The organism is Paeniglutamicibacter selenitireducens (assembly GCF_051550675.1).
Classification (GTDB): Bacteria; Actinomycetota; Actinomycetes; order Actinomycetales; family Micrococcaceae; genus Paeniglutamicibacter.
This window is the reverse complement of the sequence record NZ_JBPULF010000006.1, coordinates 22,468-41,994: the sequence shown is the minus strand read 5'-3', so window position 1 is coordinate 41,994 and position 19,527 is coordinate 22,468. Positions and strand designations below refer to the sequence as shown.

General features: G+C 61.3%; 26 protein-coding genes. All 26 read left to right on the top strand.

Annotated features, from left to right (window positions below; all coding sequences use genetic code 11):
* The first annotated feature begins 266 nt into the window (after positions 1-266).
* Positions 267-641 carry a 30S ribosomal protein S12 gene (gene rpsL, locus ACSYDW_RS11710; protein WP_068731493.1) on the top strand — a complete coding sequence of 125 codons (375 nt, stop codon included), beginning with the start codon at positions 267-269 and terminating at the stop codon, positions 639-641.
* The gene (gene rpsG, locus ACSYDW_RS11705) at positions 641-1,111 is read left to right on the top strand and encodes a 30S ribosomal protein S7 (protein ID WP_387526457.1); all 471 of its coding nucleotides are present in this window, start codon (positions 641-643) and stop codon (positions 1,109-1,111) included. The genes rpsL and rpsG overlap by 1 nt, the downstream gene beginning before the upstream one ends.
* A gap of 81 nt (positions 1,112-1,192) precedes the next feature.
* On the top strand, positions 1,193-3,307 hold the full coding sequence (gene fusA / locus ACSYDW_RS11700) for an elongation factor G (RefSeq protein ID WP_438338906.1): 2,115 nt from the start codon (positions 1,193-1,195) through the stop codon (positions 3,305-3,307).
* A gap of 237 nt (positions 3,308-3,544) precedes the next feature.
* On the top strand, positions 3,545-4,735 hold the full coding sequence (gene tuf / locus ACSYDW_RS11695) for an elongation factor Tu (RefSeq protein ID WP_438338905.1): 1,191 nt from the start codon (positions 3,545-3,547) through the stop codon (positions 4,733-4,735).
* A 207-nt stretch (positions 4,736-4,942) separates the two neighbouring features.
* Positions 4,943-8,809 carry a hypothetical protein gene (locus tag ACSYDW_RS11690; RefSeq protein ID WP_438338904.1) on the top strand — a complete coding sequence of 1,289 codons (3,867 nt, stop codon included), beginning with the start codon at positions 4,943-4,945 and terminating at the stop codon, positions 8,807-8,809.
* 75 nt (positions 8,810-8,884) lie between these two features.
* Positions 8,885-9,013, top strand: a complete 129-nt coding sequence (locus ACSYDW_RS11685) for a hypothetical protein (protein ID WP_438338903.1) — start codon at positions 8,885-8,887, stop codon at positions 9,011-9,013.
* A 581-nt stretch (positions 9,014-9,594) separates the two neighbouring features.
* Complete coding sequence (gene rpsJ / locus ACSYDW_RS11680; protein WP_003803825.1) at positions 9,595-9,903, top strand: 30S ribosomal protein S10; 309 nt, start codon at positions 9,595-9,597, stop codon at positions 9,901-9,903.
* Between the two features lie 19 nt (positions 9,904-9,922).
* Complete coding sequence (rplC, locus tag ACSYDW_RS11675) at positions 9,923-10,573, top strand: 50S ribosomal protein L3 (protein WP_438338902.1); 651 nt, start codon at positions 9,923-9,925, stop codon at positions 10,571-10,573.
* A gap of 4 nt (positions 10,574-10,577) precedes the next feature.
* Positions 10,578-11,180: a 50S ribosomal protein L4 gene (gene rplD, locus ACSYDW_RS11670; RefSeq protein ID WP_438338901.1), complete on the top strand. Its 603-nt coding sequence runs from the start codon at positions 10,578-10,580 to the stop codon at positions 11,178-11,180.
* Positions 11,177-11,479, top strand: a complete 303-nt coding sequence (gene rplW / locus ACSYDW_RS11665; protein ID WP_071212935.1) for a 50S ribosomal protein L23 — start codon at positions 11,177-11,179, stop codon at positions 11,477-11,479. Before rplD ends, rplW begins: the two co-directional genes overlap by 4 nt.
* Positions 11,480-11,509: 30 nt before the next feature.
* Positions 11,510-12,349: a 50S ribosomal protein L2 gene (gene rplB / locus ACSYDW_RS11660; RefSeq protein ID WP_438338900.1), complete on the top strand. Its 840-nt coding sequence runs from the start codon at positions 11,510-11,512 to the stop codon at positions 12,347-12,349.
* A gap of 12 nt (positions 12,350-12,361) precedes the next feature.
* Positions 12,362-12,643 carry a 30S ribosomal protein S19 gene (gene rpsS, locus ACSYDW_RS11655; protein ID WP_068731512.1) on the top strand — a complete coding sequence of 94 codons (282 nt, stop codon included), beginning with the start codon at positions 12,362-12,364 and terminating at the stop codon, positions 12,641-12,643.
* Positions 12,644-12,700: 57 nt separating this feature from the next.
* A complete protein-coding gene (rplV, locus tag ACSYDW_RS11650) occupies positions 12,701-13,066 on the top strand; it encodes a 50S ribosomal protein L22 (protein ID WP_438338899.1) in 366 nt (121 codons plus the stop codon).
* Positions 13,067-13,873 (top strand): 30S ribosomal protein S3, encoded by an 807-nt coding sequence (rpsC, locus tag ACSYDW_RS11645; protein WP_438338898.1) that lies wholly within the window; start codon positions 13,067-13,069, stop codon positions 13,871-13,873.
* Positions 13,874-14,290 (top strand): 50S ribosomal protein L16, encoded by a 417-nt coding sequence (gene rplP, locus ACSYDW_RS11640; RefSeq protein WP_438338897.1) that lies wholly within the window; start codon positions 13,874-13,876, stop codon positions 14,288-14,290.
* A gap of 3 nt (positions 14,291-14,293) precedes the next feature.
* On the top strand, positions 14,294-14,602 hold the full coding sequence (gene rpmC, locus ACSYDW_RS11635) for a 50S ribosomal protein L29 (RefSeq protein ID WP_438338896.1): 309 nt from the start codon (positions 14,294-14,296) through the stop codon (positions 14,600-14,602).
* Positions 14,602-14,889 (top strand): 30S ribosomal protein S17, encoded by a 288-nt coding sequence (gene rpsQ, locus ACSYDW_RS11630; protein ID WP_438338895.1) that lies wholly within the window; start codon positions 14,602-14,604, stop codon positions 14,887-14,889. The genes rpmC and rpsQ overlap by 1 nt, the downstream gene beginning before the upstream one ends.
* Positions 14,890-15,244: 355 nt before the next feature.
* Positions 15,245-15,613 carry a 50S ribosomal protein L14 gene (gene rplN / locus ACSYDW_RS11625; RefSeq protein ID WP_209998446.1) on the top strand — a complete coding sequence of 123 codons (369 nt, stop codon included), beginning with the start codon at positions 15,245-15,247 and terminating at the stop codon, positions 15,611-15,613.
* Between the two features lie 2 nt (positions 15,614-15,615).
* Positions 15,616-15,960 (top strand): 50S ribosomal protein L24, encoded by a 345-nt coding sequence (gene rplX / locus ACSYDW_RS11620; RefSeq protein ID WP_438338894.1) that lies wholly within the window; start codon positions 15,616-15,618, stop codon positions 15,958-15,960.
* Positions 15,960-16,529 (top strand): 50S ribosomal protein L5, encoded by a 570-nt coding sequence (rplE, locus tag ACSYDW_RS11615; RefSeq protein ID WP_438338893.1) that lies wholly within the window; start codon positions 15,960-15,962, stop codon positions 16,527-16,529. The genes rplX and rplE overlap by 1 nt, the downstream gene beginning before the upstream one ends.
* 62 nt (positions 16,530-16,591) lie before the next feature.
* A complete protein-coding gene (gene rpsH, locus ACSYDW_RS11610; RefSeq protein ID WP_007271041.1) occupies positions 16,592-16,990 on the top strand; it encodes a 30S ribosomal protein S8 in 399 nt (132 codons plus the stop codon).
* A gap of 21 nt (positions 16,991-17,011) precedes the next feature.
* Complete coding sequence (gene rplF, locus ACSYDW_RS11605; RefSeq protein WP_438338892.1) at positions 17,012-17,548, top strand: 50S ribosomal protein L6; 537 nt, start codon at positions 17,012-17,014, stop codon at positions 17,546-17,548.
* 3 nt (positions 17,549-17,551) lie between these two features.
* The gene (gene rplR, locus ACSYDW_RS11600; protein WP_387526421.1) at positions 17,552-17,923 is read left to right on the top strand and encodes a 50S ribosomal protein L18; all 372 of its coding nucleotides are present in this window, start codon (positions 17,552-17,554) and stop codon (positions 17,921-17,923) included.
* A 29-nt stretch (positions 17,924-17,952) separates the two neighbouring features.
* Entirely contained in the window at positions 17,953-18,630 is a 678-nt protein-coding gene (gene rpsE / locus ACSYDW_RS11595) for a 30S ribosomal protein S5 (RefSeq protein WP_438338891.1), read from the top strand.
* Positions 18,631-18,633: 3 nt separating this feature from the next.
* A complete protein-coding gene (gene rpmD, locus ACSYDW_RS11590) occupies positions 18,634-18,840 on the top strand; it encodes a 50S ribosomal protein L30 (RefSeq protein WP_209998433.1) in 207 nt (68 codons plus the stop codon).
* Between the two features lie 2 nt (positions 18,841-18,842).
* A complete protein-coding gene (gene rplO / locus ACSYDW_RS11585) occupies positions 18,843-19,298 on the top strand; it encodes a 50S ribosomal protein L15 (RefSeq protein WP_438338890.1) in 456 nt (151 codons plus the stop codon).
* Positions 19,299-19,527 lie beyond the last annotated feature (229 nt).

The following is a 19,527-nucleotide window of genomic DNA, read 5'->3' as shown; positions in this document are numbered from 1 at the left end:
TTGTGTTTAAAGGCAACCGGGGGAGCCTGTGATGAGAGCCATGTCATTAAGGGCCGCGCACTCGTGCTAAGCTTGAGCTAATTGTTTTATAGGTGTGGCAAATGGACACGGTCCGGGTTGCGGGTAGGTTGCGCAACAGATGCCACACTTTCGCACGCCTTGGGTTCAACCCGAAGTCGCTGTGATTAAACGACTATAAACGCAGCGTCTCCAAAGCAGTTTTTTGTGGGCGGCGCCGCAGAACAAAGAAACCGGAGGACACGAAAGTGCCTACTATTCAGCAGCTGGTCCGTAAGGGCCGCTCGCCGAAGGTCAAAAAGACCAAGGCTCCCGCCCTTAAGGGCAACCCGATGCGTCGTGGCGTATGCACCCGTGTGTACACCACCACCCCGAAGAAGCCGAACTCCGCACTTCGTAAGGTTGCACGTGTGCGCCTTGCCGGTGGCGTTGAAGTTACCGCTTACATCCCGGGCGTTGGCCACAACCTGCAGGAACACTCCATCGTGCTCGTTCGCGGTGGTCGTGTGAAGGACCTTCCGGGTGTGCGCTACAAGATCGTACGTGGTGCGCTCGATACCCAGGGTGTTAAGAACCGTAAGCAGGCTCGTTCCCGCTACGGTGCCAAGAAGGAAGGTAAGTAATGCCTCGTAAGGGCCCGGCGCCAGCGCGCCCCCTCGTCTCGGACCCGGTATACGGTTCCCCGCTGGTTACCCAGCTGATCAACAAGGTTTTGATCGACGGTAAGAAGTCGACCGCAGAGCGCATCGTCTACGGTGCACTCGAAGGCGCAGCAGCCAAGAACGGTGCTGACCCGGTTGTCACCCTCAAGAAGGCCATGGATAACATCCGCCCGGCCCTCGAGGTTCGCTCCCGCCGTGTTGGTGGCGCAACCTACCAGGTTCCTGTTGAAGTTAAGCCGGGTCGTTCGACCGCACTGGCACTTCGCTGGCTCGTTGGCTACTCGAAGGCTCGCCGCGAGAAGACCATGATCGAGCGTCTCATGAACGAGATCCTGGATGCGTCCAACGGTCTGGGTGCCGCTGTAAAGCGTCGCGAAGATACTCACAAGATGGCAGAGTCCAACAAGGCCTTCGCCCACTACCGCTGGTAAAAAGCGTTCTATTCAGATGGCGGGATCGATCATTGATCGGTTCCGCCACTGGAATGGACACCACCAACTTAGGGAGACATCGTGGCACAGGAAGTGCTTACCGACCTGAATAAGGTCCGCAACATCGGCATCATGGCGCACATCGATGCCGGTAAGACCACCACAACGGAGCGCATCCTGTTCTACACGGGTGTGAACCACAAGCTCGGCGAAACGCACGATGGTGCCTCGACGACTGACTGGATGGAGCAGGAAAAGGAGCGCGGCATCACGATCACGTCTGCCGCCGTGACCTGCTTCTGGAACAAGAACCAGATCAACATCATTGACACCCCGGGTCACGTTGACTTCACCGTTGAGGTTGAGCGCTCCTTGCGCGTCCTCGATGGCGCCGTTGCCGTGTTCGATGGCAAGGAAGGCGTGGAGCCGCAGTCGGAGACTGTTTGGCGCCAGGCTGACAAGTACAACGTTCCGCGTATCTGCTTCGTCAACAAGATGGACAAGCTGGGCGCTGACTTCTACTTCACCGTGGACACCATCATCAAGCGCCTTGGTGCCAAGCCGCTGGTCATGCAGCTGCCGATCGGCTCGGAGTCCGAGTTCACCGGTGTTGTCGACCTGATGACCATGAAGGCTTTCGTCTGGGAAGGCGACGCCAAGGGCGACGTCACCATGGGTGCTGCCTACGAGGTCCAGGAAATCCCGGCCGACCTTCAGGAAAAGGCCGAGGAATACCGCGCGAAGCTGGTTGAGGACGTCGCCGAGGGCTCTGACGAGCTCATGGAGAAGTTCCTCGAAGGCGAAGAGATCAGCATTGCTGAACTCAAGGCCGGCATCCGCAAGATGGTCATCAACTCGGAGATCTACCCGGTCTTCTGTGGTTCCGCCTTCAAGAACCGTGGCGTTCAGCCGATGCTCGATGCTGTCATCGACTTCCTGCCGAACCCGATGGACGTTGGCGCGACCATCGGCCACGACCCGAAGAACGAAGAGATCGAGCTCAAGCGCGAGCCTTCCGAAGAAGAGCCGTTCTCTGCTCTTGCCTTCAAGATCGCTGCTCACCCGTTCTTCGGCCAGCTCAACTTCATTCGCGTGTACTCCGGCAAGGCTGTCTCCGGCACCCAGCTGCTGAACTCGACGAAGCAGAAGAAGGAGCGCATTGGCAAGCTCTTCCAGATGCACGCCAACAAGGAAATGCCGGTAGACGAGATCCACGCGGGTCACATCTACGCCGTCATTGGCCTCAAGGACACCACCACCGGTGACACCTTGTGCGATCCGGCACACCCGATCGTTCTTGAGTCGATGTCCTTCCCGGATCCCGTGATCTTCGTGGCCATCGAGCCGAAGACCAAGGGTGACCAGGAAAAGCTCTCGACCGCTATCCAGAAGCTTTCGGCTGAGGACCCGACGTTCACCGTCTCCCTCAACGAAGACACCGGCCAGACCGAAATCGGCGGCATGGGCGAACTCCACCTGGACATCCTGGTGGACCGCATGCGCCGCGAATTCCGCGTCGAAGCCAACGTTGGCAAGCCGCAGGTTGCTTACCGCGAAACCATCAAGAAGGCTGTGGAGAAGGTTGACTTCACCCACAAGAAGCAGACCGGTGGTTCCGGCCAGTTCGCAAAGGTCCAGGTTTCGTTCGAACCTCTGGAAGTTGTTGACGGTGTCATCTACGAGTTCAAGAATGCCGTAACCGGTGGCCGTATTCCTCGCGAATACATCCCGTCGGTTGACGCAGGTATCCAGGACGCCATGCAGTTCGGCATCCTGGCCGGCTACCCGATGGTGGGCGTGAAGGCGACCCTCCTCGACGGTGCCTACCACGACGTCGACTCCTCGGAAATGGCGTTCAAGATCGCCGGATCCCAGGTGTTCAAGGAAGGCGCACGCCGCGCCAACCCGATCATCCTCGAGCCGGTCATGGACGTTGAAGTCCGTACTCCGGAAGAGTACATGGGCGACGTTATCGGTGACTTGAACTCCCGCCGTGGTTCCATCTCCTCGATGGAAGACGCCGCAGGCGTGAAGGTTGTTCGCGCAACGGTTCCGCTGTCTGAAATGTTCGGTTACATTGGTGACCTGCGTTCGAAGACCCAGGGTCGTGCCGTTTACTCGATGACCTTCTCGAGCTACGCCGAGGTCCCGAAGGCTGTAGCCGACGAGATCATCCAGAAGTCCCGCGGCGAGTAATCTCGTTCAGGACCAAAAATTGGCCGTGACCCCGGTTTTCGGGTGAATGGCCGCACGGCGGGGCCGGGCGAGAGAAATCACGACCGGCCCCGCCAGGCCAAGCAAAGGAACCTTGATCGGTGCCGGAGCTAACCGCAATTTAAACATTTCACCAAGCCCCCAGTAGACTTGTATAAGTTTCGCCCGCGATCCGAGTGGGCGAGGTACGTCTTCTGTAAACGTTTCTAGGAGGAACCTGTGGCAAAGGCAAAGTTCGAGCGGACCAAGCCGCACGTCAACATCGGCACCATTGGTCACGTTGACCACGGTAAGACCACGTTGACTGCCGCCATTTCCAAGGTACTTGCTGACAAGTACCCGGATTTGAACGAACAGCGCGATTTCTCGCAGATCGACTCGGCGCCGGAAGAGCGCCAGCGCGGCATTACCATCAACATCTCGCACGTTGAGTACCAGACCGAGAAGCGCCACTACGCGCACGTTGATGCCCCGGGTCACGCCGACTACATCAAGAACATGATCACCGGTGCTGCTCAGATGGACGGCGCGATCCTCGTGGTTGCCGCTACCGACGGCCCGATGGCTCAGACCCGCGAGCACGTTCTGCTTGCTCGCCAGGTTGGCGTTCCGTACCTGCTCGTCGCACTGAACAAGTCCGACATGGTTGAGGACGAAGAGCTCCTCGACCTCGTGGAAATGGAAGTTCGCGAACTTCTCTCCTCGCAGGGCTTCGACGGCGACGAGGCACCGGTTGTGCGCGTCTCCGGCCTGAAGGCACTCGAAGGCGACCCGGTTTGGGTCAAGGCCGTTGAGGACCTGATGGATGCCGTTGACAACCACGTGCCGGACCCGGTTCGTGACCGCGACAAGCCGTTCCTGATGCCGGTTGAAGACGTCTTCACCATCACCGGCCGTGGCACCGTTGTTACGGGCCGCGCCGAGCGTGGTACCCTCGCCATCAACTCCGAGGTCGAGATCGTCGGCATCCGCCCGGTCCAGAAGACCACGGTTACCGGTATCGAGATGTTCCACAAGCAGCTCGACGAAGCTTGGGCTGGCGAGAACTGTGGTCTGCTGCTTCGCGGCATCAAGCGCGAAGACGTAGAGCGTGGCCAGGTCATCGTGAAGCCGGGTTCCATCACCCCGCACACCGAGTTCGAAGCCAACGTCTACATCCTGTCCAAGGATGAAGGCGGACGCCACAACCCGTTCTACTCGAACTACCGCCCGCAGTTCTACTTCCGTACCACGGACGTCACCGGCGTTATCACCCTGCCGGAAGGCACGGAAATGGTTATGCCCGGCGACAACACCGAAATGTCTGTCGTGCTGATCCAGCCGATCGCCATGGAAGAGGGCCTCGGCTTCGCTATCCGCGAAGGCGGCCGCACCGTTGGTTCGGGACGCGTTACCAAGATCACCGCGTAAGTTTACTTCGCAGATCTTGACCTGACGGTCTAAGGAGAAGGCCCCCGCTGCTTCGGCAGTCGGGGGCCTTTTCTGTTTTGTTGCCACCTTCGCCCACAAGTGACAGCGGTAAATAAAACGATTGGTTTGAATGGTGTACTCTGGAACGCGACCCGGAGCCGTCGCCGGTTGCCGGTCGGGGAATCGTCCGCGAAAGGTGCCAGCTCCATGACAACGTTGATCGTTTCGGTGGCCGTGTTCTTCATCGGCTTCTATGTCGGGAGGAAAGCCGGCCCTGGGCGGAATGCCCCACAGAACCAGCTGGACGCCGTGGCGTTGGCCCGTGCGTGGCAGGAGGGTTTCGATGCCGCGCGTGCCGTTGCCAATGCCGCTGGCAGCGGTGCGGAACGCGGTGAGAGCGTGCAGCTGCCGGCCGTTGGGGGAGATGCGCCACCCCCGGGCTTGGCTCCGGCCACCGGGTCGAGGGTTCCCCGCGAGCCTGTCCAGTTGCCGGCCAACGGACTTCCGTGGATGGCCGGTGCCGCGGGCCCTGTTCCCGTGCAGGCGCCGCTCCCTGCCACGCCGCCGAGGGTCCCCATCGACCCGCGTGCCCGTGCACTTCGGAACATCAACATCACGCTGTACGTCGCGGCGTTGCTCCTGGTTGCCGCGGCCTCCCTGTTCATCGCCATCGCCCTGCCGCCAACCGCAAAGGTTCTGGGGCTGGCGCTTGTCACGGCCGGCTTCTACTCCGGGGGCTTGGTCATGCACTCTCGCAGCGAACGACTGCGGCCCGCGGCCGCGGCCTTCACCGGAACAGGGCTTGCACTGCTTCCCATGACGGGGCTTGCCCACTATGTGCTGCTGCCGTCCAGCCCCGGGGTTGTATGGCTGGTGACCTCCGTGCTCGGAACCGCCGCCTTCATGTACGCGGCGGGCAAGTTGCAGTCCAAGGTCGTCGCGGCCTTGGGGACGACCTTCATGGTTTCCACGGCATATGCCGGCGGCGCGGTGCTCAACCGCGGCCTGATCTACTACTTCCTCTTCAGCATGCTGCTGGCCGCGGCCATCACGCTGGTGGCGGTTCGCGGTCCACGGTGGAAGGACAGCATCTACCTGCAGTCCTTTACCGCGGCCCACCGCTACTTGGTTCCTGCGACGGCGCTGGCGGCGCTTGCCTCGATCGGTGTCCTCGAGGCGCTCGACTACGTGTGGATCTTTGTCGCGGCCTGCATCTACTACGTCGTCGCATTGGCTGTGGCTGACCCCGCAGAGAGGTTCCGCAACCTCGCAGCCGTCCGCGCTTCGGCGATGGCGGGACTCGTCGCGCTCCTCATCCACTGGGATGCGCCGGCGGATTCGACAATGCGAATCCTCTGCGTGGTGTTCGTTGCGCAAGCGGTCCTTGTCGCGTACTTCGCGCGCCGGTACGAGCAGGCGTTGGTGCGCAAGGCCGAGGTCGTACGCGCCGAAACATGGGCCTTGCTGGCAGCCGGCGCGGCGTGCGCCGTTGCGGCATCCGAAGGGTTCCTGCGGTACGCATTCCTCCCGGCGGGGCTCCAGGAACCGGGAATCAACTGGTCGTTGCCGGTGGTGTTGGTCGGTGCCGCAGTGCTGGCACGCAGGTTCGGCGGCGGGTTCCTGTGGGCCCCGTTGGGGGCCGGAATGCTGGGGCTGCTGGAAACCGGAGTGGGTTCCGCGGGCCTCCAAGCCAGCCTTTTGGTCGCTGCTCTTGCCGCCACCTGGTGGCTGGCACGCCGCGAGAAGACAGCAGGCACCGGTGCACTGGCGTTCTCGGCGAGGTTGGCGGCACCGGTGGCTGTCGGCTCGGCGTTCAGGTTCGCCGCGTTGGGCTGGATGCCGCTGCCCACCTCGACGACTACGACGTTGGACGAGGCCGGCGGCCTAACAGCCTATGCGGCCGGCATCCGGGCCGGGCAGGTGGCTGCCGTCGTCGGCTTCACGCTGGCACTGCTGGTCCTCGTCGCGGTTTCGGCGTTCACGTTGCGACGCGGCGTCCCGGTGGCACGCCCCGGCACAGGCGATCCGACGGGCGAGCGCTTCCAGATGGGGGAGTCGGCGGTCTTTGCCGGCGGCCTGCTGCTGGCCACGGCGTCGAGCTTCCTTGCGGGCGGCCTGCGGGGTGCAGAAGACCTCGAAACGGCAGCACACCGCGGATGGAGCACCAACTTCTGGCTGGACTTCAACTGGGATCCGGTATTCATGTGGCTGCTCCTGGCCTGCGGGCTCGTGGGGGCGACGGCGGTGTTGGGGGTGCGGCTTCGGGCAGGCGGAAAGCCGGCATCGACCGTCAGCGACGATGCCCGACTGTCGCGGGGGCCCCGGATCATGGTGCATGCGGGTGGGCTCGCTGCAATCCTCGGGGCCTTGTTCCTGGCTTCCGGGCTGACACCGGAGTGGCTGCTGGAAGTTGTTGCAGTGCTGTCGCTGGCCTACGTCGCATCCCGTCTGGTGTCGGGTGATTCATCGGTGCCCGGCGCCCTCTACGTGGTGCTGGCCCAGGTTCTCTTCTCCGGTACAGCGTGGCACGTGGCCGGCCGTTTCAACATGGACGGCGACGGCCAACTCGCGTTGCTGGCCCTGACAACGTCCGTGGCCCAGGGCGCCCGTGTCCTGGCGGGAAAGCGCATCGCTGCTGCAGGTTCGGCGCAGCAGCAACTGTGGTTGAGCGTGGCGACGGCTGCGCTTCTCGCCCTGATTCCTGCGGTCTATGTTGCAGGGGGAGAGGGGCACTACGACCAGGCTGCGCTGCTGGTCCAGTTCCTGGGCCTGGTCTTCTTTGCTGCTTCCTTCGCCCTGAAGCGGGGAACGACGGATGTGTTCTTCCATGGGGCGGGGATGCTTGCGGGGCTCGGCGTGCTGGGCCTGGTGATGACACCGCTGCTTGGCGAGGAGCTGCGTGCCGGGGGCTTGCTACCCCGGCAGCTGTGGGGCGAGGGTTCTGCCGGCACTGCCTTGGCGGTGCTGGTCGGCGTCCTCATGGTGGCCGAATTGCGAAATGTGCGCGGTTCGGACCACCGGCTGCTGCGCGGGCTGCTGGGCCTGCTGTTCTTCATCTCGCTCCTGCTCCTCGTGGATGACATGGGAGAAGGATGGAAGGTCGTTGCCGGGATCCTGGGAGTGGCCGGAGGCCTGGTTCTCGCGACGACATGGGGGGTGCCGCTGCTCGTTACGGGATCGGCGGCATTCCTGGTGTACGCGACGGCGCACGGACTCGACTGGTTCCGTGATGCCGCGGGGATCCCAGGACGCGAGCCGCAGGACACGATGCTTGGGCTTTGCCTCAGCGCGCTGTTCCTTCTGATCATGGCGATCTTCGGTGGGAGGTTCTCCGGAGAACGGGCCTCCATCCCAGGCGTGCTCAGGCGAACGGAAGGCTGGTCCGCCGCCCACGCGAGGGTACTCTTTGCGGGAAGTCTCCTGGCCATTGCCTCGGCAGGCCTCCTGGGGCTGGCCGAGGGAACCCGCGTGCCGACCTACATCGGCGCAGCGCTGCTTGTTGGAGCATTGTGCGCAGCCTCCGCGTTGGAGGTTCCGCTGAGGCAGCGGGAAAACGCCTTCGAAATCACGGCGATGTTGGGCGCCGCAATTGCCCAGCGCTGCTGGTGGATTGCCCTTGGCGGGTTCGGGCACTTCGCCTTCGCCTATTACTGGGTGGCTGTCCTGTCGGTGCTGGCAGCATACGAGTTCCGCAGGAAGCGCCAGGGCCGTGCCGTCCCGGCCTTGCTCGCGGCGACGGGACTGCTGTCGCTCACCGGACTCGGCACCATCCTGACCTCGACGCTGGGGCAGCAATTGCTGGTGCTGTTGAGCTTCACGGGACTGCTGGTATTCGGATTGCTCTCCAACCGCAAGATCTTCACCCTCTGGGCGGCAATCGGGATCGGGGGAGCCGTGCTCTGGTTCCTCCGCGGCTACACATTCCTGCTCTTGCTCGTGCTTGCGGCAGGGCTGATCGCCCTGGCGCTGTGGCGCCTCGGCGGCATGAACAAGACGACGCCGGATCCCGGCGGCACGCTCCCGTCCCCCGAGCATGCTCCGGCGCCACCCGATCGTGACGCTGGAGCCGAGTAGTCTGCAGACACCGGTCCAGGAAACCGGATGGCAAGTGCATGGGCAGTAAGCGGCAACGGGGCTAGTGTTGTGTGCATGGAATTCCTGATTGTTGTCGCGGTGCTGGCTGCCGTCGGCGTAGCGTTCCTGTGGGCGCGCAAGCACTTCGCCAAGGAGGTTGCACGCGCAAGGGAAATCCGCCGGGCAAGTCGAGGCGAGAGCTAGCGCAGAGGCCGTCTCCCGGCGGTGATCTTGCTCACCGGCGAACGGGCCCGGAAGCCACGGACCGGCCGATCCTCAAGGGGGAGTCGAGGGCCTCGTGCCCCGTGCTGTCGGGGTTTTCGTCGCTAAGGAACCCTGATGGCGGCCGCACAAGTGACCCATGGGCGGACTTCGGTGCCGCAAATGCTGTCCCTGAAGGAAGGCCACATTTGGTGTTTCGGCCCGGCATCTGCCAGACTAGACAAGTTGTTCATGGGTAATTCCATGGTTCATGCCTGCTGATCGGGAAACCGAGACCGGGGCAATGAGCTTTCAACCGAGATCGTGTCTCACCCGGGATAATGCCCGGGGCTGGGGAGCGATACGACCGAAATTCCTGGAAACATGAACAACACCTCCACGCAAACATGCGGGTTAGTATCGCCTTCAACCGCGACACGCCCGAGCGCGGGGGTCGGGTCTCGGCGGATTGAGGAACCCGGAATTATCCGGATTCAGTTCGATGCGAGGCGTGCCGGTCCGTAAAGGGCCCGTAGGGCACAGTAACTGTACAGAGAGTGCTAATTAGAAAGAGGCATGACGCCATGGCGGGACAAAAAATCCGCATCCGGCTGAAGTCGTATGACCACGAGGTCATTGACGTTTCTGCCCGGAAGATCGTTGAGACGGTCACGCGCGCAGGCGCAACCGTAGTCGGCCCAGTGCCGCTGCCGACGGAAAAGAACGTGTACTGCGTTATCCGTTCGCCACACAAGTACAAGGACAGCCGTGAGCACTTTGAAATGCGCACGCACAAGCGTCTGATCGACATCATCGATCCGACCCCGAAGGCCGTAGATTCGCTGATGCGTCTCGACCTGCCGGCGGATGTCAACATCGAAATCAAGCTCTAGGGGAGGTGGCGAGAAAACTATGACCGCAACCCGTAATGTAAAGGGCCTGCTGGGCACGAAGCTCGGCATGACCCAGGTTTGGGACGAGAACAACAACCTCATCCCGGTAACCGTTGTACAGGCCGACAGCAATGTCGTGACCCAGCTGCGCAACGCCGAACGCGATGGCTACGTTGCCGTTCAGATCGGCTACGGCCAGATCGATCCGCGCAAGGTCACCCAGCCTTTGGCTGGCCACTTCGAGGCCGCCGGGGTTACCCCGCGTCGCCACGTTGTTGAGCTGCGCACCGCCGACGCCGAGTCCTACGCCCCGGGCCAGGAACTCTCCGTCGAAATCTTCGCCGCCGGCCAGAAGGTCGACGTCGTTGGAACCTCCAAGGGTAAGGGCTTCGCCGGTACCATGAAGCGTCACGGCTTCCACGGTGCCCCGGCATCCCACGGTGCTCACAAGAACCACCGTAAGCCGGGCTCCATCGGTGGCGCGTCCACCCCGGGCCGTGTATTCCAGGGCCAGAAGATGTCCGGCCGTATGGGTGCCGAGCGCGTTACCACGCAGAACCTCACGGTTCACGCTGTGGACGCAGAGAAGAACCTGCTGCTCATCAAGGGTGCCATTCCAGGCGCTCGCGGCCGCGTCGTTCTCGTACGCACCGCTGTGAAGGGAGCATAACTAAATGTCTAAGGCACTTAACGTAGAACTCCCTTCGGAGATCTTCGACGTCCAGACCAACGTTCCGCTGCTGCACCAGGTCGTTGTGGCCCAGCTTGCAGCTGCTCGTCAGGGCACGCACAAGGTCAAGGACCGCTCGGAAGTTTCCGGCGCCGGTCGCAAGCCGTTCAAGCAGAAGGGTACCGGCCGCGCCCGTCAGGGTTCCATCCGTGCTCCTCACATGACCGGCGGTGGCATTGTCCACGGTCCGACCCCTCGCGACTACAGCCAGCGCACCCCCAAGAAGATGAAGGCTGCTGCACTGCGCGGCGCCCTGTCTGACCGCGCTCGCAACAACCGCGTTCACGTCATTGAAGCCCTGGTTGCCGGCACCACGCCGTCCACCAAGGAGGCCTTGGCCACCCTGCGCTCGCTGTCCGAGCGCAAGAACCTGCTCGTAGTCATCGACCGCAACAACGACGTAGCAGCACTTTCGTGCCGCAACATCGCTGCTGTGCACGTTCTCTACGTAGACCAGCTCAACACCTACGATGTTCTGGTTTCCGATGACGTCATCTTCACCAAGGCTGCTTTTGAAGCCCTGGTCCAGAAGGAGGAAGCCAAGTGAGCACCTTCTCTAAGGCTCCGCACGATGTGGTCATCGCACCCGTCGTCTCGGAAAAGAGCTACGGTCTGATCGACGAAGGAAAGTACACCTTCCTCGTTGACCCGCGTTCGAACAAGACGGAAATCAAGAACGCCGTGGAAGCCATCTTCTCGGTCAAGGTTGACTCCGTAAACACCCTTAATCGTGCCGGTAAGCGCAAGCGCACCAAGTTCGGATGGGGGACGCGCAAGGCTACCAAGCGTGCGATCGTCTCCCTGAAGGAAGGCTCGATTGACATCTTCGGCGGTCCGCTTTCCTAAGCGGAGACCACTTTAACGAGGAATTAAACTATGGGAATCCGTAAGTACAAGCCGACAACCCCGGGCCTCCGCGGCTCGAGCGTTGCCGACTTCGCAGAAATCACGCGTTCGACTCCGGAAAAGTCGTTGCTTCGCCCGCTGCACAAGACTGGCGGCCGCAACAACACCGGTAAGATCACCACCCGTCACAAGGGTGGCGGACACAAGCGCCAGTACCGTCTGATCGACTTCCGTCGTCACGACAAGGACGGCGTGCCGGCAAAGGTCGCTCACATCGAGTACGACCCGAACCGTACCGCTCGCATTGCGCTTCTTCACTACATTGATGGCACCAAGCGTTACATCATTGCACCGAACAAGCTCTCCCAGGGCGATGCCATTGAAGCCGGCCCGACCGCCGACATCAAGCCAGGCAACAACCTGCCGTTGCGCAACATCCCGGTGGGTACTGTTATCCACGCTGTGGAACTGCGTCCCGGCGGCGGTGCCAAGATGGCTCGTTCCGCAGGTGCATCGGTTCAGCTGGTTGCCCGTGAGGGTCGCTACGCGCAGCTCCGTTTGCCGTCCGGCGAAATCCGCAACGTTGACGTGCGCTGCCGCGCAACCGTCGGCGAGGTTGGCAACGCCGAGCAGTCGAACATCAACTGGGGCAAGGCCGGCCGCATGCGTTGGAAGGGCGTTCGCCCGACCGTACGTGGCGTTGCCATGAACCCGATCGACCACCCGCACGGTGGTGGCGAGGGCAAGACCTCCGGTGGTCGTCACCCGGTCAACCCGAACGGTAAGCGCGAAGGACGCACTCGTCGTCCGAACAAGGAAAGCGACAAGCTCATTGTGCGTCGCCGTCGTACCGGCAAGAACAAGCGATAGGAGCCTGGAAACATGCCACGCAGCCTGAAGAAAGGCCCCTTCGTCGATCAGCACCTGTTTGTCAAGGTAGCTGCTGAGAACGAAAAGGGCACCAAGAACGTCATCAAGACGTGGTCCCGCCGTTCGATGATCATCCCCGACATGCTCGGGCACACGATCGCCGTACACGACGGACGTAAGCACATCCCTGTGTTTGTCACCGAGTCGATGGTCGGGCACAAGCTCGGCGAATTCAGCCCGACGCGGACGTTCCGTAGCCACGTAAAGGACGACAAGAAGGGCAAGCGCCGCTAACCCGCGAGGGTTAGTGAGTGCTTAGCACTTCTTCGAGAAGACGAGAGAAGGAAAGCAATGGAAGCCAAGGCAATTGCGCGCCATATCCGCGTGACGCCTATGAAGGCCCGGCGCGTCGTCAACCTTGTTCGTGGTTTGCAGACGAACGAAGCGCTGGCAATTCTGAAGTTCGCCCCACAGGCAGCTTCTGAGCCAGTGTTCAAGGTTGTTGCATCGGCCGTGGCTAACGCCCGCGCCGCTGCTGATCGCGAGGGAATCGCGTTCAACGAAGACGAGCTGATCATCAGCGAAGCGTTTGTTGACGAGGGTCCGACCATGAAGCGGTTCCAGCCGCGAGCCCAGGGTCGTGCATACCAGATCAAGAAGCGCACGAGCCACATCACTGTGGTCGTCGCGACCCCTAAGAAGGGTGGGGAAAAGTAAATGGGACAGAAGGTTAACCCGCACGGGTTCCGCCTCGGTATCACCACGGACCACGTTTCGCACTGGTTCGCTGATTCCACCAAGGCCGGCCAGCGATACAAGGACTTCGTAAAAGAAGACATCCGTATCCGCGAACTGATGACCACCGGCATGGAGCGCGCCGGCATCGCCCGCGTCGAGATCGAGCGCACCCGCGATCGTGTTCGTGTGGATATCCACACCGCACGTCCGGGCATCGTTATCGGTCGCCGTGGCGCCGAAGCCGATCGCATCCGTGGCGAGCTTGAAAAGCTCACCCAGAAGCAGGTTCAGCTGAACATCCTCGAGGTCAAGAACCCCGAGATCGAAGCTCAGCTTGTTGCACAGGGCATCGCCGAGCAGCTTGCTTCGCGTGTGGCTTTCCGCCGCGCGATGAAGAAGGCAATGCAGTCGGCAATGCGCGCAGGTGCCAAGGGCATCCGCGTTCAGTGCTCGGGTCGTTTGGGCGGTGCAGAAATGTCCCGCAAGGAGTTCTACCGCGAAGGCCGTGTGCCGCTGCACACCCTCCGCGCGAACATCGACTACGGCAAGTTCGAAGCCAAGACCACCTTCGGCCGCATCGGCGTGAAGGTTTGGATCTACAAGGGCGACGTGACCTCGAAGGAACTGGCAGCCCAGGCTGCAGCAGCTCCGGCTCGTGGCCGCGGCGACCGTCCGGGCGGACGTCCGGCCGGTGGCGAACGTCGTCGTCGCAACGACCGCAACACTGCACCGGAAGCAGCAGCAGCTGAAGCTCCGGCAGCAGGCGCAGAAGGAGGACAGGCTTAAATGCTTATCCCACGCCGCGTAAAGTTCCGTAAGCAGCACCACCCCAAGCGGAGTGGCGCAGCAACGGGCGGTACCACGGTAGCTTTCGGTGAGTTCGGTATCCAGGCCCTTAGCCCGGCCTACGTTACCAACCGCCAGATCGAGGCTGCTCGTATCGCCATGACCCGCCACATCAAGCGTGGCGGTAAGGTCTGGATCAACATTTATCCGGACCGTCCGCTGACCAAGAAGCCTGCCGAAACCCGCATGGGTTCCGGTAAGGGTTCGCCGGAATGGTGGGTCGCAAACGTAAAGCCGGGACGAGTTCTCTTCGAACTCTCCGGTGTCAGTGAAGAGGTAGCACGCGAGGCCCTGCGCCTGGCAATCCACAAGCTGCCGTTGAAGGCACGCATTGTGCGTCGCGAAGGTGGTGAATAAGGAATGGCAATCGGATCCAAGGATCTAGCAACCGAAGCACTGGACGGCTTTGATAACGCCCGTCTGGTCGAGGAGCTCAAGAAGGCCAAGGAGGAGCTTTTCAACCTCCGTTTCCAGTCGGCCACCGGTCAGCTTGAATCGCACGGCAACCTGAAGGCTGTCAAGCGCGATATCGCTCGTATCTACACGGTACTGCGCGAACGCGAGCTGGGCATTCGTCCCGAGGTTGTTGTACCGGTAGAGGAAGCCCCGAAGGCTAAGAAGTCTTCGAAGAAGGCCGAAGCTGCTGAAGCAACTGAGGAAGCCAAGTAATGAGCGAGAAGGAGAACGTAGTGGCTGCAGCAGCAGAGCGCGGCGACCGCAAGACCCTCCGCGGGTACGTGGTTTCCGACAAGATGCAGAAGACCATCGTCGTTGACGTTGAGGACCGTGTTAAGCACGCCCTCTACGGCAAGGTCATGCGTCGCAACAAGAACGTGAAGGCTCACGACGAAGAGAACATTGCCGGCATCGGCGACCTCGTTCTGATCGCCGAGACCCGTCCGCTGTCCGCTGACAAGCGGTGGCGCCTGGTAGAGATCATCGAAAAGGCCAAGTAAGCCTTTCGACTCTCGACGCTTAGCGTTTGCCGAGACCCGAAATCCTGTGCTATGCACTCGATTTCGGGTCTCGGCCTTTTTAACGTAGACTAGATAACCTGTGCGCGTTGCATTTGCAGACTATCCACCTCAAGTGCCATGCATAGTGCAGCCGGACGGGCGTATACGGGCCCGAATGGTTGTGCGGCACAGCTCTCGGCTAACGCCTCGGCCCTGCTTCCCCAGCATGAAATCCGGACACCGCTATGCGGTACGGATGGAAGTGTTTGGAGGTGGGGGTAAGTGAAGGCTGGGATGGACCATATCCGTTCCGCAAGGCTCCCTAGGAGAACCAGCGAGACGACAGGAGTAAAAAGTGATTCAGCAGGAATCGCGACTGAAGGTTGCCGATAACACCGGTGCTAAGGAAATCCTTACCATTCGTGTTCTCGGTGGCTCTGGCCGTCGCTACGCAGGCATTGGCGACATCATCGTCGCCACCGTCAAGGATGCTATCCCTGGCGGAAACGTAAAGAAGGGTGACGTCGTCAAGGCTGTCATCGTTCGCACCAAGAAGGAGCGCCGTCGTGCAGACGGTTCCTACATCAAGTTCGACGAGAACGCAGCTGTCATCCTCAAGGCTGACGGCGAGCCCCGCGGTACCCGTATTTTCGGCCCGGTGGGTCGTGAACTTCGCGACAAGAAGTTCATGAAGATCGTTTCCCTGGCTCCGGAGGTACTGTAACCATGGGTGCAAAGATTAAGAAGGGTGACCTCGTTCAGGTCATCAGCGGCGCTGACCGCAACAAGCAGGGCAAGGTGCTGAAGGTATTCCCGGCAGCACAGCGCGTCCTGGTTGAAGGCGTAAACCGCGTCACCAAGCACACCAAGGCCGGCCAGACCGAGCGTGGCACGCAGACCGGTGGCATCGAGGTCGTTGAGGCCCCGCTGCACATCTCGAACGTGGCAGTCGTTGACCCGGAAACCAAGAAGCCGACCCGCGTTGGCTTCCGCGAGGAAACCGTAGAGAAGAACGGCGTCTCCAAGACCGTCCGCGTTCGCTACGCCAAGTCTTCCGGAAAGGCACTGTAATGACTGAAGCAGCTGTGAACATCCAGCCTCGTCTGAAGACCAAGTACACCGCCGAGATCCGCGAAGCACTCACCGCTGAGTTCAACTACGCCAACCCGATGCAGGTTCCGGGCTTGGTCAAGGTTGTCGTCAACATGGGTGTCGGCGAAGCCGCCAAGGACTCCAAGCTCATCGAAGGCGCAGTCCGCGACCTCACCGCCATCACCGGCCAGAAGCCGTTGGTTACCAAGGCTCGCAAGTCGATCGCACAGTTCAAGCTGCGCGAAGGCATGCCGATCGGTACCCACGCTACGCTTCGCGGCGATCGCATGTGGGAATTCCTGGACCGCTTGGTTACGCTGGCACTGCCGCGTATCCGCGACTTCCGTGGCCTGAGCCCGAAGCAGTTCGACGGCAACGGCAACTACACCTTCGGTCTCACGGAACAGTCCATGTTCCACGAAATCGATGTTGATTCCATCGACCGCGTCCGCGGCATGGACATCACCGTAGTGACCACCGCGAAGACCGACGACGAAGGTCGTGCCTTGCTCAAGGCACTGGGCTTCCCGTTCAAGACCGCCAACTAGATCAACTACGTTGCAGGTCCGCGCTTGCGCGGAAACCGTAGCGAGGAAGGGCAGAAGCCCAAATGACAATGACAGATCCTGTCGCAGATATGCTGACTCGTCTGCGTAACGCCAACTCGGCTTACCACGACACGGTTTCCATGCCGTCGTCGAAGCTGAAGGTTCGCGTTGCCCAGATCCTCAAGGAACAGGGCTACATCGCCTCGTTCGTTGAAGAAGCAGCAGAGGTTGGCAAGAAGCTGACCATCACCCTGAAGTTCGGCCCGAGCCGCGAGCGTTCGATCGCTGGCGTCCGCCGTATTTCGAAGCCGGGCCTGCGTGTATACGCAAAGTCCACCAACTTGCCGCACGTCCTTGGTGGACTCGGCATCGCCATCCTGTCCACGTCCTCCGGTCTGCTTACCGACCGCCAGGCAGCCAAGAAGGGTGTAGGTGGGGAAGTCCTCGCCTACGTCTGGTAACGGGAAAGGGAGAAAGAAACCATGTCACGTATTGGACGTCTTCCGATCACTGTTCCTGCCGGCGTCGAGCTCAAGATTGACGGCGACGTTGTCTCCGTCAAGGGCGCCAAGGGCGAACTGTCCCACACCGTAGCAAGCCCGATTGCCGTTGCTCTCGAAGAGAACATCGTCACCGTGTCTCGCCCGAACGACGAGCGCGATTCGCGTTCGCTGCACGGCCTGACCCGCACCCTGATCGAGAACATGATCATCGGTGTCACCGCTGGCTACGAAAAGAAGCTGGAAATCCACGGTACCGGTTACCGCGTTGCACTGAAGGGCTCGACTCTCGAGTTCGCCCTCGGCTTCTCGCACCCGGTTGTTGTTGAAGCACCGGAGGGCATCACCTTCGCTGTAGACGGCAACACCAAGATCACCGTTTCCGGTATCAACAAGCAGCAGGTTGGCGAAGTTTCCGCCAACATCCGCAAGCTCCGCAAGCCCGACCCGTACAAGGGTAAGGGTGTTCGCTACGCTGGCGAAATCATCCGCCGCAAGGTCGGAAAGGCTGGTAAGTAAACCATGGCTATCGGAATCAAGGGTAAGAGCAAGGCTGCCGCACGCGGCCGCCGCCACCTGCGCGTTCGTAAGCGCATCACCGGCACCGAGTTGCGTCCGCGCCTGGTCGTTAACCGCTCGGCACGCCACATGTTCGTTCAGATCGTTGACGACAGCAAGGGCATCACCGTGGCGTTCGCGTCCACGCTTGAAGCCGACTTGCGCGCCTTCGATGGCGACAAGACCGCCAAGGCCAAGCGCGTTGGCGAGCTCGTAGCCGAGCGCGCCAAGGCTGCCGGCATCGAAGCTGTGGTCTTCGACCGCGGCGGCAACAAGTACCACGGTCGCGTGGCTGCTGTTGCTGAAGGTGCACGCGAAGGTGGGCTGGCACTGTGAGCGAAGCAACTAACAAGAAGGAAACTCAGGTGTCTGAAGCTACTGAGGCAGTCGAGACTGCTGCTGCTCCCGCCACGGAGAACGCCGGCGCTCGTCGCGGCGAAGGCCGTGGCCGTGGCGAAGGCCGTGGCCGTGGCGAGGGTCGTGGCCGTGGCCGCGATTCGAAGGACAGCCGCAACGAAGACAAGGACAAGTTCCTTGAGCGCGTTGTAGCTATCAACCGCGTGTCCAAGGTCGTCAAGGGTGGTCGTCGCTTCAGCTTCACCGCACTTGTTGTTGTTGGCGATGGCAACGGTCTCGTTGGCGTCGGCTACGGCAAGGCCAAGGAAGTTCCTGCAGCAATTGCCAAGGGCGTCGAAGAAGCCAAGAAGTCCTTCTTCCGCGTTCCGCGCATCGGCACCACCATCCCGCACCTAGTGCAGGGTGAAGCCGCTGCAGGCGTTGTCCTCCTCCGTCCGGCATCGCCGGGTACCGGCGTTATCGCCGGTGGTCCGGTTCGCGCCGTCTTGGAATGTGCAGGCATCCACGATGTCCTGTCCAAGTCCATGGGCTCGAGCAACCAGATCAACATCGTTCACGGCACCGTTGCCGCACTGAAGGCTCTTGAAGAGCCCCAGGCTGTTGCCGCCCGTCGTGGCTTGCCGCTGGACGAAGTTGTTTCGGAGCAGATGCTTCGCAACATCCAGAACCAGAAGGCAGGTGCGTAAGTAGTGGCAAAGAACATTGTCCCTAGCGACGCTACGCTGGTAATCACCCAGATCAAGTCCACCATTGGTGGCAAGCAGAACCAGCGCGACACCCTTCGCTCGCTCGGTCTGAAGCGCATCGGTCACACCGTGACCCGTACCGCTGACGCCGTGACCGTGGGTATGGTCAACACGGTTCCGCACCTCGTAAAGGTTGAGGAGGCGAAGTAATCATGGCTGAAAAAGAAAACGCATTGAAGGTACACCACCTGCGTCCGGCCGAAGGTGCCAAGAAGGCCAAGACCCGTGTGGGTCGTGGTGAGGCATCCAAGGGTAAGACCGCTGGTCGCGGTACCAAGGGCACCAAGGCACGCTACCAGGTCAAGGCCGGTTTCGCCGGCGGCCAGCTGCCGTTGCACATGCGCCTTCCGAAGCTTCGCGGCTTCAAGAACCCGTTCCGCGTCGAGTTCCAGGTTGTAAACCTGGACAAGATCTCGGAGCTGTTCCCGGAAGGTGGCGAGGTCACCGTTGAGGCATTGGTCGCGAAGGGCGCCGTTCGCAAGAACGAGCCAGTCAAGGTCCTTGGCTCGGGCGAGCTCACCGTCAAGGTCGATGTGAAGGTCAACGCCTTCTCCTCGTCCGCAGCAGAGAAGATCGTCGCAGCCGGCGGTTCGGCTGTAGAGCTCTAAGCTAAGTGATCTCTTGATCGCATAGCTGAAAGAGGGGTTTCAGGAATCCGGAAACGGGTTCCCGGAACCCCTCTTTTTGTCATCTCGATACACCGGCATGTTCCAGCGAGCCCGGGGGAGTGCGTCGAATCCTGTCCGGAATTTTCAGTCTTGCATGGGATTCATTTCACTTTTGCCGCGGCGCATTTGGTTAGTAACGCTAGTCACCCGGTAGAATCGATAGGTCATC